Here is a 15,718-nt window from a genome sequence, read left to right on the forward strand (position 1 = left end):
TGACCCAGGCGCCGCTTGGCTCCGGACGGCGCGCTCATCAGGTGGCCAGCGGAGCGATGCTGAGCAGGCCGCAACCGTAGGCCTTGCCGCGACCGACGCCCTTCAGCACGGCTTGCCGGACCAACTCCGGATCTTTGATCAGCGCGATGCCGTCGAACCGGGTGGCCGCGTGTCGTACGCCGTTCTCGCCCTTGCTGCGGACATCAGGCAGCGATGTGGAGATCAGAGTCTTGAGGATCAACCCGCTTGCTTCGGCGCGGGCATGCCACCACTGGTCGGCCTCTGGTCCGCGCAGGGAGACCAGCTTGCCGGGACGGTCGGAGTTTCGGCCCAACCGCTTGGCGGTGTTGGCGATGATCCGGTAGCGGATCGCCATGTCGGTGTTGAGGGCCTCCAGCAGGGGGGTCAGGTCGCGAACGGCAAGAGATCCGTACTGCTGTGGTAGCCGGGTGGTGTCGATGGGCATGCCGGTCTGGATGAGCAGGTGCGGCCCGACCGTTCCCGTCTCGTCGTAGCGGTACAGGACACCGGCCTTGGCGCGGGCCTGGTCGCCGAGGTCGTCGGGGACCAGGGACATGACGCGCTTGTGCAGGGCTTCGGCGTCGCGCAGGTCCCGCTGGGCGGCGCGGCTACGGGGTTCAGGGACGATCCGGGTCAGCCATGTGGTCACGGTGTCCCTCCGGCGTAGTCGAAGAGGGCTTCCTGGTACTTCCGTCCCCGGCCTAGCCAGAGGTCCTGGGGAACGGAGAGCGGGGTGATGCTGACGGTCCGGAGGCGGTATCGGCGTTCAAGCGGGGCGAAGCTGACCGGAACGTCCAGGAGTTCGGCGACCGAGGCCGCTTCCGAGTGGGTTCCTTCCCGGACGAAGTCGACCTGTGCGCCTTCCTGGTAGGTGCGGCAGACAGGGACACGTTCGGCGAGCTCCACGAAGGGGTCCTGGGCCCGGCGCAGCAGCAGGGGCGGATCGGGCGGGCAGGATCGGCGGCCCAGATACGGTTGCCAGCAGGGTTGTTCGAGCCGCTCGGCCAGGGTATCGATCGTGTCCTTCGGGCCGGTCACGCCGACGATGAAGACGGCGTCGGCGAGGTAGTGCCGGCGGGTGACGATGGTGGCCGTCTCGACGCTGCGCCTGCCGCCTTCAGCGGTGGGCACAGTCTGGTGGCGGGCTCGCCCACCGCCCACCGTGTGGAAGTCCATCGTGGGGATCCCAGGCCGGTCGATGCGGATCGTGAAGGCCAGATCGTCGAAACGGGACAAATCTTCTCCGCGCCGCATGCCGTGGGCGCCGGCGAACAGGCCGATCAAGCCCGACCGGGTGGGGAAACGCTGCGTGTCGCGGTCGGTGAAGGCACTGTGCTCACCCCAGGACTGCAACGGCCCGCCCAAGCGCAGCACCAGCCCGCTCACGCGCTCGACTCCGCCGGGTAGGCGGCCATCACTGCGTGCTGGATGAGGCTTCCGTAGGAGGAGTCTTTGTCGCCGAGTCCGGCCAGTTCCTTGGGGTCGATGGTCGCGTGGCCGTGCCGCACCAGGCTGTCCTGCCCCCACAACGCGTGCAGCCGCTGAGCGTAGGAGGCCAGCGCGTCTCGTGAGCGTGCCGCGTACCCGCCCTCGCCCGTGAGCTTGATGGGGATCTCGAAGGCGGGCGCCAGCGAGATCGGCCTGTCAGCTCGGACGGCGATGTAGGCGAGGTCGGGGACGGTGCTGGCGGCCGTGGAGTTCTGCTTGCCGGAGGGCAGGGCGGAAATGAAGGCTGTCAAAAAGGCGCTGGTGAGCTCGGCGGCGGCGGTGCGGTCATCGAGGTTGTTCATCAGGCCGGTGAGATTGATGCTGGCGTAGCGGTAGAAGACTCCGGAGGAGAACTCGGCGGAGTTCATGTGGCCGCTGCCGCGCATCTCGCCTGGGTTGAGGTCGTCGACCGCCGTGAAGAAGTCGACCTCGGTGCTCGTGCTGTGAGTGGTGAAGGCGTGGGCGAACTGCACCGCGCCGTCCACTTCGGCGCTGGGGAGTTCGGCCAGCATCCGGCCGAACAGATTGATCACTCCGTTGCGGCGGGACAGCAGCTCAGCGATGCGGGCGGCGGGCAGCACCGGGACGGGCTTCTTCTTGCCGGCCTGCTCCTGGATCTGGTCACGGTGCTCGACCGCCAGGTCGGCCAGCTCGTCGAGTGCAGAAGTCGGCAGGTACAGCAGCACGGAGGTGACTCCGTCACTCTCGACCTTCAGGCCCTTACCCGCCGAGAGAACCACCTGCTGGCCGGCGGCTGTGGCCAGCTCGGAGGGCCAGCCGCGATCAGTGAGCCGGTTGGCCACCTGCTCAGGGATCCGCCGCGTACGGGCTGCCGGATCGCCCAGGGCGTTCTCGACGTCGAAGCGAACGGCGCGCTTCCAGCTCTGACTGCTGACTCGGGTACGGCTCACACCTCCGTAAACCACGCTCTTGGGGGATCCAAGATCATCCCGGTTGATGTTGCTGTAGGGCAGGGTCTGCAGAACGTGGATGTCGATGAATCGGGCCGTGGTCACTGGTCCTCGCCTTCGCTCTTCTGCTTGTTCTTCACGCGCTTGGCCTTCTCGTCGTGCACCTTGCGGTAGTAGTCCTGCAGCCACCTCTTGGTGACGAGGTCGCGCTGGCGCCCCCAGCGCGCCAGGTCGATGGTGAGCCGCGTCCAACTGACCGGCAGGAGTTCCGCGCGCAGCGTCGCGATCAGGCGGGGCAGGTGCCGGTGGATACCGTCGAGATCCTGGCGGCACATCAGATGCAGCCGGGCCTCCATCGTCTTCTCACGCAGGTCGTCGGCACCCACCGCGCGGCCCAGCGTGGCCCCCAGACTCTCCATCTGATCGACGGGGACGGCGTCGTCAGCCTGGTCCTGCTCAGACTCTTCCGCTTCGTCGTCGTCTGAGCCTGTGGTGTTGTCCCGGGCGTCACGCGGCTGAGCGGCGATCATGGAGGCGACAGCGTAGAACGCCCGCTCCGTCGCCTGATCACAGCTCATAGGCAGGACGGGCGCCACCACCATGTGAGCCGCGCGAACCGCGGGATCTTCCGGTGATTTCCCGAGCGCCCGGCGCAGGGCTACCCTGCGACGCTTGTCCGGATGGGACAGCGTCTTGATCGCCTCGTCCACCAGTTTCGTCGCCTGCCGCTGGAGGGGGGTGTCTTCAGCCATCTGCTCTCCTTGATGGTGCCGGCTTGCGGGCGGCGAAGATGAGGCCGCGCGCCCGCTCGATGGCTCGCCGCGCGCGCGGGGCGCTGCCGGCTTTTTCGGTGATCTCCTCGTAGACCTGCAATGCCACCTTGATGAAGTCCATGGCAGGCTCATCGAAGTCACGGCTGAAGACCTTGCGCCAGAACTCCTGCTCCGCGCGCGGCCAGTAGCGTGCGTCTCCCTGGCCTCTCCAGGGACCGGCCGGGATATCGGAGCGGACCGGAGGACCGTTGCCGTTCGACGGGTCGTTGATCGCCACCCAGGCGCTGCGCAACGCCGAACCGAGGTGCCGCCCGACCTTCTCCGCGGCTAGCCTCACCCGGCTCACGCCCGTGGCGCTCTGGGGATCCTTCAGTAGGGACAGGATGGCGGGCGTGGCGGCCGTGAGCCACTGACGGTCACGCGTCTGGCCGTCCTGGTCGAATCCGAAGGCCCGTACGCGCAGTTCGTCCAGCAGGTCGAAAGGCAGGTTCCCAGCCTGGTCCAGCACCTGCGGCCGGCGGGCGTGCTCCTCGCCGACATCATGCAGGAGGAGTGCGTCCACATCCCGCCAGAGCGCCCGCTCGCTGCGCGCGCCTCTGGCGTAGAGGTCTCCGGTCTTGTTCTCCTGATAGATCAGATACGGATCGCGCACCGTGGCCGTGGGCTGGCGCCAGGCCCAGGTGATCCACGCATTGTCGACCAGGCCATCCTTCTGAGATAGCAGGACCGCGTGCCTGAACCGGCCGGTCAGCACCCCCGCGATTCCCGCCGGAGGCGGGGGCAGCCCGAGCGGGTCGGGCAGATCGTCTCGCTCCCAGGGGGCCAGGTCATCCTGCACGGGTCGGCTTCCCGGATAGGGGATCCCGACCACCAGGGATTCGAAGACCGTACGGCCCAGTGGATGAAAGGAGATCGTCCCACGCAATGGACCGGCGGTGCTGTTGGCCTCGCTCTTGCCGTTGACCGTGCGGCTCGTACATCGCCCAGACGGGCCGTAGTACAACTGGGCCAGCAGGTACCAGACCGCTTCCTCGGGCGGGATCGGCCGGGCATCGAGGTCCGTGTGGTGATCGAACCACACCTGGTTGTTCCCTGCGGGCCGTGACAGGACGAGCTTGTTGATCCCGGAAGCCTTGGCACATTCCACAGCCAGCCGCGCATCCTGGAGGAACGGCCGTTCGCCATGGAAGAGATCGAACCGATCCTGATATCGGCCGAGGTAGGAGGAGCCGTCCGCTTCGAACCTGCCGGCATCAAGCACGGCCTCCCGACGGCTTTCCCACTCATCGAAGCCTGCGGGCCTGTCCAGGCCAGTGAGCCGAGCCGCGAAGACCGTAAGAACACGCCACAGCCCGGCGCCCGCCGGCGCCAAAGGGGCCACGACGTCTTCGAGCTCGTGGGCCCGCGTGAGCAGTTCCCGGACCCCGATCGCAGTTCCGGGACGGACGGGAATCCAATCACGATTCAGCAGGTCGTAGCCATGGCGCATCGGCGCTCCTTGAACTCAGACATGAGTGGTTATCTGCAGGCCGAGGTCGGTGTGGAGGCGGAACTCCCGCTGGCCGACCCAACCGATGGCGGACCCGTCCGCACCGATCTGAAGAGGGATGACCGCAAGGTCCCGGAGCCAGGCGCTGTCCCTCCAACTGGACGGTGGGTCGTTGGCGGAGTCGCGGCCTGCAAGCATGGAGGACCGGAGCGGGATGGTCCCCGCGAGGATCTTCTTGATCATCTGGCGGGGGAGCTTGGTGGTGTCGGGCAGCTTGGTTGTGCAGGCCTCGTCGAGGTAGAGAGAGCCATCCGGCCCTTGATAGACGCAGAGGACGCGGGTTGAGTCGGCGCCCAGGCGGGTGGCCACTAGGTCCTCCTGAGCGTCAGAGGATGTGAGCTGGTGAAGCCCGGAAACCTCGTCCGGAGATGGGATTGCGATCATGTCCGCTATCCCTTCCTCGGCGATCTCCTTGCCGATCCACTCCAGGTCCTCCTCGCTCAGATCGCCGTTGGCGAAGCTGTCGTCGTAGACCTGCTCCACGAGTCTTTGGACGTCGTCGGGAATGGCGATCTCACCATCGGTGATCTCCTGATCGGTACGGCGCAGCAGGGACGGCGAGTAGACGAACGGCCACGAGCGCGGCAGCACCAGCTCGCCCTTCTCATCACCCGGTCGAAGGACGACCAGTCGCCGTTCGGCCGCCCACGCAGGCCGCAGTCGTCCCGCGTGACGCTGGCACCGTCCGGCTCGCTGCAACAACAGCGCGACGGGGGCGAGGTCGCTGATCACCAGGTCGAAATCGAGGTCCAGGGATTGCTCGATGACTTGGGTGGCGACCACGACCGCTTTCGGGCGGTGACCACATCTATCCGAGGGCTGACAGATCTTGCATTTGCCGAACTTGCGGGTGATGTCACTGGTTATCTCTTCACGGCGACGTGCGGGGAAACGGGCGTGCAGGAGAGTGAGCTCGAGGGCCTGCGGCAAGGTGTCGAACCAGTCGCGTAAGAACAGGTACGTCTGCTGAGCCTCGGCGACGGTGTTGCAGACGACGCCAGCGCAGCCACCCTCGTCGACAAGCGGCGCCAGCACTTCGCGTAGCACTTGGGAACGATCCAGAGCGGATGACAGCACCGGAACCGGTCGCCGCTCGACATGCAAAATGCTTGGCTCGATGTCGACCTCGAAGGCAGAGATCTTTCCGGTGACTGCGTCGGCGAAGGCCCAGCCCGGGTACGTGATCGGCGGCAGTGCTATCTCGCTGTGGCCGGCACCCTCCAGGTAAGAGGACACCAGGCGGGCCGCGATCCGTGTGGGCAATGTGGCGGACATCAAGACGACCGGCACTCCCAGCCGTCCGAGCCAGACCAAAGCCTTGGCCAGCAACTTCTGCATGTAGGCGTCGTAGGCGTGGACCTCGTCGACGATGAGCACCTTGCCGGCCAGGCCGAGCATGCGTAGAGGCATGTGCTTGAGAGGCAGCACGGCCAACAGGACCTGATCAATCGTTCCAACCGACATCGGAGCCAGCAGGCCACGCTTCTTGCCGTGCAGCCAGTCCGGTGCCGCCACGCTGGTGTCTTCACTGACCACCGTGGTGTCGACACCCTCGGCTGTGTAGGCGTCGTTGAGCCAAGCCATGCTGTGCAGCAGCGTCAGTGCGGCATCGTCCTCGGCCTGGCTCTCTCCGTACGCCCGCGCTCTGCCGTACATCTGGTCGGCCGTCGCCATCGTGGGGAGCGCGAAAAGAAAGCCCGGAGTGTCGCTGGCCTGCCCGAGCAGACGCGCGCCGTGGAAGGCGACCTCGGTCTTCCCGATGCCCATGGGGGCGGTCACCAGCAGCAGGCCCAGACCGTTGGTCAACAAGGTCGGCAGCTGCCCGGCGACCGAGTGCTGCAGAGCGTTCGGGCATTCGATGAAGGAGAACTCGTCGGCGAAGCTCGCACTACGGAGCCGTACGGGGCGAAGGCCTGCGGCAGCGATCAAAGAGGGGGCGGAGCGTAGTGAGCCCTCGTAGTGCCGGCGGAGACCGCCGGCGTCGATGGGTACCTGCGGCAGGCGTTGCTTAAGGTAATCGTCCTGGCTGACCAGCCAGTCGGCGAGAATGACAATGCCGCAAGCGAGAGTGGCTGCTTCAGCGTTGAGCGCGGCAGGAGCCGACGGCGGCTGCAGGACTTCGCTGACGGCACGAAACAGGGCCTCGCGTTGGGCCTCCCATTTTCCATCGCCCAACTCGGGGAGAACTTCCGTCGGTTTGAACCGGCATTCTCGGTGATCTCTTGCGCTGAACCGTCCGTGGTGTCCACCCAGTAGTTGCGCTACGAGGTAAGCGATGTCTTTAGGGCGGCGTGCGCCATAGCCCATACGGCTGAACGGTAGACCAAGCCAGACGTGAGCCGCATACTCGTGGCGGCGCCTATCTCCTCCTACTTCTGGGTAGCCGTTGAGGCGCCCGAATTGAGCAGCATCCATGCTTTGAAAGCAGCCCATGCATTTGCCGATGTCGTGGAGCCCGGCCCAGAAAGCTACCAGGCGCCCGGCGGCGTCGACTGTAGTGCCTAGAGCTTCTGCTATCCGGTGTTGCAGGGTTGGGGAGAGATACTCCTGCCACAGAGTGCTCGCCATGGCAGCAGCATCGAGCAAGTGGCAGATAAGCGGGTAGGGTGTGGGTAGATTGCGTGATTTACCCCATATGAGCATGTCTACCGCTTCGTGCTCCACGTGCTCTAGATTCACCTATCTCCCCGGATGTCTGTTTATCTAATGAATTGTTGGCGGCAATGCGGAGGGAGCATACGGTACGAAGATAAGGTTCCGCTAGATGCAATCGGCCCCAGAGTGGAGCCTTCCTGTAGCGCGCCTGTCCGGCCCGCTACCCCTAGAGGTTGGCAAAGTGGCGACAAACACCGACATTCACATTCCTGCAGGTCGGGCTTATCCTTCCTGCTCAGGAAGTGTGGTCCCCACGCCCGTGGGGGTGAACCGCCAACGTATATACGAGCGTTGTGGCGACGCTCGTGGTCCCCACGCCCGTGGGGGTGAACCGTCGGCGCCACCCGCCGCGGCGGCCGCGTCCAGGTGGTCCCCACGCCCGTGGGGGTGAACCGGCCCAGGAGGCACTGAACCGGGCCCGTGCGGAGTGGTCCCCACGCCCGTGGGGGTGAACCGGTGATCAAGCCCGCCGTGTCGGCGCTGTGGACGTGGTCCCCACGCCCGTGGGGGTGAACCGTTCACGCCGCCGGCGATCGGCTCGCGGACGGAGTGGTCCCCACGCCCGTGGGGGTGAACCGCTGATCCTTCTCGTGAGGATCGATGATGTCGGGTGGTCCCCACGCCCGTGGGGGTGAACCGCCGCAGGCCGGGTACGTGGTGCGGGCGTGGGAGTGGTCCCCACGCCCGTGGGGGTGAACCGGGCTGGGACCGGCCGCTGCAGTTCGCTGGTGGGTGGTCCCCACGCCCGTGGGGGTGAACCGGAGGCTCTCCGGCGTCTAGGCCGGAAGTATGGGTGGTCCCCACGCCCGTGGGGGTGAACCGCGTCCATACCGGCTCCTGAGGCATCGGGAGCGGTGGTCCCCACGCCCGTGGGGGTGAACCGGGATCATGATGCCCGCGGCTTGATATGCCTCGGTGGTCCCCATGCCCCTGGGGGTGAACCTCGGGCACGCCGAGGTGTTCGAGGCCGTCTGGAGTGGTCCCCACGCCCGTGGGGGTGAACCGCCAAACGATAAGAATCCGCTTACGCGGGTGTGGTGGTCCCCACGCCCGTGGGGGTGAACTGACCCGGGCCTTGCCCTTGGCCTCTGAATGGGCGTGGTCCCCACGCCCGTGGGGGTGAACCGAGGAGGTGAACGTGCACGTCCACGTGGGAGTGGTGGTCCCCACGCCCGTGGGGGTGAACCGGGGACGGGCTGTTGGTTGGGGTTGCGGCTGTAGGCCTCCAGGACGGCGTGGTCCCCACGCCCGTGGGGGTGAACCCACGGCAGCAACGTCATCGGGGCGCTCGAACGGGTGGTCCCCACGCCCGTGGGGGTGAACCGCTGATGATGGCCGCGGAGCTGACGCTGCAGTTGTGGTCCCCACGCTCGTGGGGGTGAACCGCCGCCCGGTGATCCGCTCTCCCGGGTGCCCGAGTGGTCCCCACGCCCGTGGGGGTGAACCGGCGGCCGAGAATTCGACCTCGGCTCAGGTCCTGTGGTCCCCACGCCCGTGGGGTGAACCGGCGAAGTACTACTGGGAGCTCCCGGCGGCCAGGTGGTCCCCACGCCCGTGGGGGTGAACCGCGGAACGCGTGGCTCGGCGCGTTGATCGGCACGTGGTCCCTACGCCCGTGGGGGTGAACCGGTCACGTTCTGTCTCACCATCTCGGACATCTCGTGGTCCCCACGCCCGTGGGGGTGAACCGCTGCGCGGGCTGAGCGAGCAGGTCCGCTCCACGTGGTCCCCACGCCCGTGGGGGTGAACCGATCAACGCTCGCGACATCATCGTGCAGATCGAGTGGTCCCCACGCCCGTGAGGGTGAACCGCTGTGGATCAGGCCCCGGTACAGGAGGCACTGGTGGTCCCCACGCCCGTGGGGGTGAACCGCCCGACGTATCCTGCAAGCCCAGCTAGGGAGAGTGGTCCCCACGCCCGTGGGGGTGAACCGGTGAGCACCGCCCGCCAGCTGTTCCAGCAGATGTGGTCCCCACGCCCGTGGGGGTGAACCGTGCGACACGCTCGCGCCGGCGTCGTCCAGGACGTGGTCCCCACGCCCGTGGGGGTGGACCGCCCGTACGGCCGTCTTCCGTACGGACGCGCGTGTGGTCCCCATGCCCGTGGGGGTAAACCGGTGCCGAGCGCTGACCCGTCGTCAGGACGTCGTGGTCCCCACGCTCGTGGGGTGAACCGGGCCTGCCGCGTCCGTGGCCCCGCCGAAGGGAGTGCTCCCCACGCCCGTGGGGCAACCGGGATGGCAGAGGCCGAGCGTGCCGAACTCGCCCCCGACGCCCCGGCATTCCAGTGACATCCGTACCAAGCACACGCGAGTGGTGTTAGCCAAGGTAGGGCTGGTGGCCTCCTCGATGAGGACCTAGTAGCGGGCGTTGCAGCCGTCCACGTCGGTGTCGCCCTGGTGCCAGAAGCTGGAGCGCTGGTAGCCCACGGCTCTCCTCGTCCACGAGCAAGCTGGCGACCGCATCACGCAGGAGCACCGTCTGGGCTCGGGTGGACGACGTGGCTGCCGCTGTAGGTGCGGCGGCCGATGCCGGACTGAGCCCAATCAGCGGCGTCGCCAGGACCTGCAGTCAGGAGGGCGGCCGGGATGGTGCGGCGTAGGGGGAAGGCGCCGAGATCCTTCAACATTGAGCTACTCACCGTTATGATCGAACACGAACAGTAATAACACTTGGTTGAGTTCGCGCGCCACCGGCTCGGTGACAGCCTGGTAATGGCACTCAGGCTCGCGCAGTGGCCTATCACCGCTGACGCGGCACCAGCCCGTCGACGGCCGAAAAGGTTCTCCGCCGCCACGCCGCTCATCGGCACAGAAACACCGGCCCGGTTCTCGGTTGCGCTGTACCCAGCTGATTCCCACGGCCTGAGCAGCGCCGCAGCCGCCGCGAGGCCGGCGCAGATGTCTCGCTCATCCGATGCGGAGGGCGGCGGAGTCTGCCTCGCCCCAGAAGGGACGCGGCGTTCGGCATCAGGCCACAACGGGCGGTCCACCCCTTCCGGCTTCGCAGCCTGCGTCACGGGGCGCCGCCCGCTCAACCGCCCTCTCGCCCCGCGCCGCGGGGCTCCAGGAGGGCGAGGTCTGGCCGATCAGAGATCTTTTGCTGGCGCAAAACATCTTGACCCGGCCAGACACGGCCGGTTGCACGGCGGCTTCCCGCGCCGCTGACGGCCGCTGCCGGAAGGGGACATCCCCGCCGCCGCGGCCCCGCGCCAACGGCCGCGCGCATTCTTCCTTCCGGCAGCCCCGCCCACCCCCACTCCGGGAGCTGCCATGACCGCGCTCGCCCACCCTCACACCGCCTCGCCCACCCTGACCACGCGCGACGACCAGCCCGCCGTCGCCATCGTCGGCGCCTCCATCACCGGCCCCACCCTGGCTCTGTTACTGCATCAGGCCGGCCTGAGGAACGTCACCGTCCTGGACGCCTCCACTCACCTGCACACGCAGGCCGGCGGCGTCATCGGCCTGGAGCACACCGCCCTGGACGTGCTGGACTCCATCGGCGTCCCACAGCGCGAGTTCGTCCCCTTCACCAGCGAACGCGTGGTCGCGGTCAAGGTCGCCGACCGCTGCGAGGCCGGCCGCACCCACACCTTCTACCCGGGCCGCTCCACCGTCTGGCACCTGATCAACACCGCGCTCCTGCAACGCCTCCCCGAAGGATGGCTGCGCCTGGGCAGCCGCGTCCACGACCTGACCACCGGCCCTGACAGCCGCGCCCAGCTGCGGATCGCCGACGCCGACCCGATCAGCGCCGACCTGGTCGTCTTCGCCGACGGCCGCCGCTCGATCGGCCGCCGCCTGCTCGACCCGGACCGCAAGCTTCGCTACGGCGGATACGTCGCCTGGCGTGGCCAAGCACCCACCGTGCCGCAGGACCTGCGCGACTACACCCGCATCGAACCGTACGGCGCGGGCTTCCACCTGTTCCCGATCCTGCGGCGCGACGGCAGCACCGCCACCGACTGGACCTTCTACCTCAACCACTCCGAGCAGGAGTTGCACGCCCTGCTGGACGCCGAGCCGACCCGCCGCACCAGATCACCCCGCATGCCCGCGAGCACGTCACCGCCCACGCACGGCAACTGCTGCCCACCACGGCCGCCGACATCATCGAGGCCACTCCCGCCTGGACCGCCGCCCCCATCGTCGACATCGCCCCGCCCGAGCGGATGGTCTACCCGGTCGGCCGCCACGCCCACGCCGTCCTGCTGGGCGACGCGCTGGCCCCGGTCCGGCCCAACACCGCCCGCGGCGCCAACAACGGCATCGAGCAGGCCACCTCCCTGGTCACCGCGCTGACGCAGCACCTGCGCCACGGCGCTGACCTGCCCGTCGCCTTGGAGGGCTGGCAGCGCCGCGCCTTGCCCGCCGTCCGCGACGCGCTGGAGCTCGGCCCCAAGCTGGGCGCCGCACTCGGCCTCGGACACCATCCGGCGCCGGCATGACCGGCGACTACCGGCCGGCCCGGACCATCGAGCCGGGCTGGCTCGTCCGCCTCGCCGCCGGCGACACCCCGGCCGGCGGCGGGTGGATGCCCGTCCTGGCTCGCATCGACACCGTCAATCACCTCGGCCGGCAGCGCGTCTGGTTCCTCGGTGAAGACCGGGCCGCGTCGGCCTACGCCGACGACCTGGTCTTCAGCCGCACCCCGGACGAGGCGGCCATCGCCCACCACCCATGAGTCCTCTCGCGTCATCTCCGCCTTCCGGGGGACCGATTCCCCGGACGGCGGCTCGATCAACAAGGAGTCCGTTATGACGTCGACCAATCTGCCCGTTCCCCAGCCGGCCGGAGACCGTGCCACATGGCTGCGGCACCTCACCCGACGGCTCGCCACCGAACTCGCCGACCAACTGCGCGCCCAGCCGCCGACCGGCCAGATCGTGGACGAAGCCCGAACCCGGCTGCATCAGACGATCAACCGGTATCGCGACGGCGACAGAGCGGACGACACCACCGCCATCCGCCTCAGCATGGACCTGCGGATCGTACGCATCCGCGACGAAGCCTGGTTGGCCTCGCAGGTCGAACCAATCGTCATGACCGCCCTGCTGCTGGATGTGGCCGACCGGATCGAGCCCGCGTTCCTGGCCCCGGTCGGCTCGCTGCTGGCCTTCACCGCTTGGCACCAGGGCGAACAGGACGCCGCCCGCCGCGCCGTCGAGGAGGTCCTGGCCAGGGAGCCCTTCTACTCGATGGCCCTGCTTGTCCAGATGGCGCTGCAGCTCAACGTGCCCTCGCGCGCACTTCGGGACCGCATGCCCACGCTCGGCGAGATCGACATCATGATGGGACCGCCCCGTCCGGACTGGCTCCAGCCGTTGCAGTGGACCCTGGCCGACTACCTCGAACGCGCCTGCTGAACGACGCCCCACCGGCTGGGGTCGTTCAACGGGCGGCTGGACTGCGGCTGATGGGATCCCGCCCGATCACCACCATCGGTCGGGATCTCGTTCTTTCATGTCCTGTCGCAGCGCCCGCGGACGCACGCTCTCTGCTTGGCGCCACTCCTCATGATCGCTTGTAGGGTGAGGCGTTCGCTCCCACGTCAACGAACCTCCCAGGAAGCGCCCCGTGTTACCTCGTCACCGTTCAGCCCTGCCCGCCGTGCTCGTCACCGCCTCGTACGGCGCCGCGCTGACGGTCGCCGTCGTCATCGCCCTGATCTCTGGCGACCTCGGCCCGTTGTGGTGGCTGACGCTGTTCGCGACCGTGACCGAAGGCGTCGCGGCGACAGGGCAGAACGTGCTCCTCCTGGTCGTAGCGGGGCTGTCCTGGGCATGGGGGATCTGGCAGATCCTGCGCGGGCCGCTGGCGGGGCCTCCCCAGCAGGACCGGAACACCCTGTGGTTGCGCGTGGCGCTCTACGTCGCGGCGGCTACGACGTGGCTGGTTCAAATCGCCCCGTCGTTGGTCTGGGCGGTTGCGTTGGTGCTCGACACTGCGGCGATGTGGGTGGTCGTGCTGCTGTTCTTGCGGGTGCTGGGCGGCGACCGGCAGTACATGCGGGGCGCGGGGGTGCTCGGGTACGGCGGTTTCACCGTCATCGGCGTACTCGACCTCGTCGGCTGGCCCGTCCCGGGTGGGGTGGAGCTGATCTGCGGCGTGGCCGTTCTGGCCTGGACGGTGCTGGTCCTGCGGGCCCAAGGGTACGACGACCGCTGGGGGACGGCGACCGTCGCGTATGGCATCGCCGCCCTGGTGGCGCCGATCTTTCTGATACTGGCGGCATTGCCGTTCCCGGACGAGGGAAGCGCCGTCGAGGCTCTCGGTGTGGTCTCGAGCGTCCTGATCATGATCTGGCTGGCCCGCTTCGCCCACGACCTTGCCGCCCCACGCCACCAACCGGCCGCCCCGGCTCCGTTGGAGGCATGAGCCGACGAGCAGTTCGGTTGTCTGCCAGCCGCCGCCGCGCTCGTGCCGCCTGTGATGGCCATGGTGATCATTCATCTGGGCGATCTGAGCGCGCCGCCCCCAGGATCGTGGCGGCAAGCGATCTTCTCGCCCTCTCTTGCGCCCAGGTCGGCCCCGTTCGTGAACAACTCCGTCGCGCGGCGCACGCGCTCATGTCTACAGTGACCGATCGAGCCGCTCACCGAGCCGCTCGGACAGCGGACGCGTTCGGACCCGGCCGAGCCGGGTGAGCACGTCGCCGTAGTCCCGTGATGGTGGCTGAGGCCGGGTGCTGATCGTGCGGTCGAATCTGACGCCGGTGGCAGGCCTTGCCGTATGTCCCTGCCGGTCACCCGCCCCACATTTCGGACCGGTCAGCCTCGCAGGCACGTTCCTCCAGGCAAGGCGGCTTTCGCTGCGCTCACCCCGTACGGTCAAGATCTTTTGGCGCAAGAGCAGGAACGGGCGCCAAAACATCTAGCCCGTACGGGGCCGCCGCCTTGCCTTCCGTCACTTCCACCTGCGTGTCCTCCCTCACCGAAACGCGGAACGGCCGCCCAGCAGGGGCACCGTACGGAAGGAGCCGGACATGCGACTCAGCCTCGATCTCCCCCTCTACGCCACCGACATCACCGCCTGCACCCGCTGCGGCAACGAGGTCACCCTCCAGCACAGCTGGAAGACCCTCGACGGTGGCCGCATCTGCCTGGGGTGCGTGTGCGAGGCCGTCGAGGCCTACCGCCAGTCCGCGGTCGCCGACCACGAGATCCCCTACTAGCCCACGCGGGCGGCGGGGGGCCCCGGCCCCCGCCGCCTCCCGTCCCGCCTCGTTTCGGAACCCGCAGTAACCACGCCACAAGGAGGAATCATCATGGCCGCAGGCGACACCGTCATCACCATCGTCGGCAACCTCGTCGACGACCCCGAGCTCCGCTTCACCCCGGTCCCCCGCGAGTTCGCGATTACTGAAGCGGCTGTCCGGTCGAACTCACGCCTGCAGGGTAGCTCGTGACGGGGTTCGAGTGCTTCGGTTCACGAACTGGAGGCAGCTGCGGCAGCATCGTCCCGCCCGGTGAGGATTCGACGGGCCTTGGCCCACGCGTCGTCGAACTCGATGAGCGTCAGCGGCTGAGGATCGTGGCCTTCCCACTCGTGGACGGGCAGTTCAGCGGTCCGGCCGTAGGTGGCTTCGTAGCTTCCGAAGTTGCCGCTCTCGAAGGCGGCCTGCCACTCGGTCAGGGAGGCAGCGGCGAGGGGCCGCTGTTCGGGGCCTTGGAATTCGATCTGGCGGGTGACCCAGCCGTCGTCACCGGCCTCGATGTAGAACCAGATGTCTTCCTCGTCCCAGTAGGCGCGGAACCAGCTCGTCATGGCGACTCTTCAGCAGGCAGCGTCGAACGCAAGCGCCTTATTGTCCTCAGGACCTCGGCACGGTTCTTGGCTGTCTTGAGCCAGGTAGGGAGGCGCTCTACCAGGCTGGACGGAGCCCAAGCCACAAGATCTCCGCGTTCGCGCAGCTTCGCGGCCACATAGGCCTCCAGGAGATCGAGATGACGAACGTTGTAAGCCCAGAGCACATGTCCGCAGCAGCTCGCCTGCAACCACACCGGCCGCCGGAAGAAAGGATCAACAGGACCGCCAACGATGGCGGAGCTCACTGTCTCGTCCTTGAAGAAGCCGCATTCCTTGCAGTGCAAGCGCCGGCGGAAGTTCATGGACCCGGCGGAAGCTGCCTCGCCATCCTCGGGCGCCGCAGGGTGCGGCATGACGACAGCGCACCCGTCGCATCGAGGGCAGCGCACCAGCACCTTGTCGATGAAGTCGTACCCGTACTTGCGGTCGCGCCGATCCCGAAACCGACTATCAGGGCCCGATGCATTCCCAGTCACGCGATCAGCCTCGCCGTCATGTCGCCCAGATTCT

Annotated in this window: 14 protein-coding genes and 1 CRISPR repeat array; of the genes, 6 read left to right on the forward strand and 8 right to left on the reverse strand. The window is 67.8% G+C overall.

What is annotated here, in order from left to right:
• Positions 1–37: 37 nt before the first annotated feature.
• Genes cas6e through cas3 form a run of 6 tightly spaced genes read right to left on the reverse strand, consistent with a single transcriptional unit; the run spans position 38 to position 7,385 of the window.
• Complete coding sequence (gene cas6e / locus KME79_RS24305) at positions 38–670, reverse strand: type I-E CRISPR-associated protein Cas6/Cse3/CasE (protein WP_219546481.1); 633 nt, start codon at positions 668–670, stop codon at positions 38–40.
• Positions 667–1,407 (reverse strand): type I-E CRISPR-associated protein Cas5/CasD, encoded by a 741-nt coding sequence (gene cas5e / locus KME79_RS24310; RefSeq protein ID WP_219546482.1) that lies wholly within the window; start codon positions 1,405–1,407, stop codon positions 667–669. Before cas5e ends, cas6e begins: the two co-directional genes overlap by 4 nt.
• Positions 1,404–2,525 carry a type I-E CRISPR-associated protein Cas7/Cse4/CasC gene (gene cas7e / locus KME79_RS24315; protein ID WP_219546483.1) on the reverse strand — a complete coding sequence of 374 codons (1,122 nt, stop codon included), beginning with the start codon at positions 2,523–2,525 and terminating at the stop codon, positions 1,404–1,406. Before cas7e ends, cas5e begins: the two co-directional genes overlap by 4 nt.
• Positions 2,522–3,172, reverse strand: coding sequence for a type I-E CRISPR-associated protein Cse2/CasB (casB, locus tag KME79_RS24320; RefSeq protein WP_219546484.1), 651 nt, complete (start codon positions 3,170–3,172; stop codon positions 2,522–2,524). The genes cas7e and casB overlap by 4 nt, the downstream gene beginning before the upstream one ends.
• Positions 3,165–4,682 (reverse strand): type I-E CRISPR-associated protein Cse1/CasA, encoded by a 1,518-nt coding sequence (gene casA / locus KME79_RS24325; RefSeq protein WP_219546485.1) that lies wholly within the window; start codon positions 4,680–4,682, stop codon positions 3,165–3,167. Before casA ends, casB begins: the two co-directional genes overlap by 8 nt.
• A 15-nt stretch (positions 4,683–4,697) precedes the next feature.
• On the reverse strand, positions 4,698–7,385 hold the full coding sequence (gene cas3, locus KME79_RS24330; RefSeq protein WP_246640359.1) for a CRISPR-associated helicase Cas3': 2,688 nt from the start codon (positions 7,383–7,385) through the stop codon (positions 4,698–4,700).
• A 256-nt stretch (positions 7,386–7,641) separates the two neighbouring features.
• A CRISPR array of direct repeats spans positions 7,642–9,514; the repeat unit is 29 nt; unit sequence GTGGTCCCCACGCCCGTGGGGGTGAACCG.
• A gap of 1,155 nt (positions 9,515–10,669) precedes the next feature.
• Here cas3 and KME79_RS24335 point away from each other — a divergent pair.
• The 6 genes from KME79_RS24335 to KME79_RS45230 all read left to right on the forward strand — a co-directional run bounded on the left by KME79_RS24335 (position 10,670) and on the right by KME79_RS45230 (position 14,807).
• Positions 10,670–11,701: an FAD-dependent monooxygenase gene (locus tag KME79_RS24335; protein WP_219546487.1), complete on the forward strand. Its 1,032-nt coding sequence runs from the start codon at positions 10,670–10,672 to the stop codon at positions 11,699–11,701.
• A gap of 142 nt (positions 11,702–11,843) precedes the next feature.
• Positions 11,844–12,083 carry a hypothetical protein gene (locus KME79_RS24340; RefSeq protein WP_219546488.1) on the forward strand — a complete coding sequence of 80 codons (240 nt, stop codon included), beginning with the start codon at positions 11,844–11,846 and terminating at the stop codon, positions 12,081–12,083.
• A gap of 73 nt (positions 12,084–12,156) precedes the next feature.
• Positions 12,157–12,765, forward strand: a complete 609-nt coding sequence (locus KME79_RS24345; RefSeq protein WP_219546489.1) for a DUF4192 family protein — start codon at positions 12,157–12,159, stop codon at positions 12,763–12,765.
• Between the two features lie 244 nt (positions 12,766–13,009).
• Complete coding sequence (locus KME79_RS24350) at positions 13,010–13,777, forward strand: hypothetical protein (RefSeq protein ID WP_219546490.1); 768 nt, start codon at positions 13,010–13,012, stop codon at positions 13,775–13,777.
• Positions 13,778–14,384: 607 nt separating this feature from the next.
• Complete coding sequence (locus KME79_RS24355; protein WP_219546491.1) at positions 14,385–14,573, forward strand: hypothetical protein; 189 nt, start codon at positions 14,385–14,387, stop codon at positions 14,571–14,573.
• A 93-nt stretch (positions 14,574–14,666) separates the two neighbouring features.
• The gene (locus tag KME79_RS45230) at positions 14,667–14,807 is read left to right on the forward strand and encodes a hypothetical protein (protein ID WP_246640340.1); all 141 of its coding nucleotides are present in this window, start codon (positions 14,667–14,669) and stop codon (positions 14,805–14,807) included.
• 20 nt (positions 14,808–14,827) lie between these two features.
• Here KME79_RS45230 and KME79_RS24365 read toward each other — a convergent pair whose 3' ends face one another.
• Both KME79_RS24365 and KME79_RS24370 read right to left on the reverse strand, forming a co-directional pair.
• A complete protein-coding gene (locus tag KME79_RS24365; RefSeq protein WP_219546492.1) occupies positions 14,828–15,166 on the reverse strand; it encodes a hypothetical protein in 339 nt (112 codons plus the stop codon).
• Positions 15,163–15,561: a hypothetical protein gene (locus KME79_RS24370; RefSeq protein ID WP_219546493.1), complete on the reverse strand. Its 399-nt coding sequence runs from the start codon at positions 15,559–15,561 to the stop codon at positions 15,163–15,165. Before KME79_RS24370 ends, KME79_RS24365 begins: the two co-directional genes overlap by 4 nt.
• Positions 15,562–15,718: the final 157 nt, after the last annotated feature.

The sequence above is a fragment of the Nonomuraea harbinensis genome, assembly GCF_019396385.1.
GTDB lineage: Bacteria > Actinomycetota > Actinomycetes > Streptosporangiales > Streptosporangiaceae > Nonomuraea > Nonomuraea ferruginea.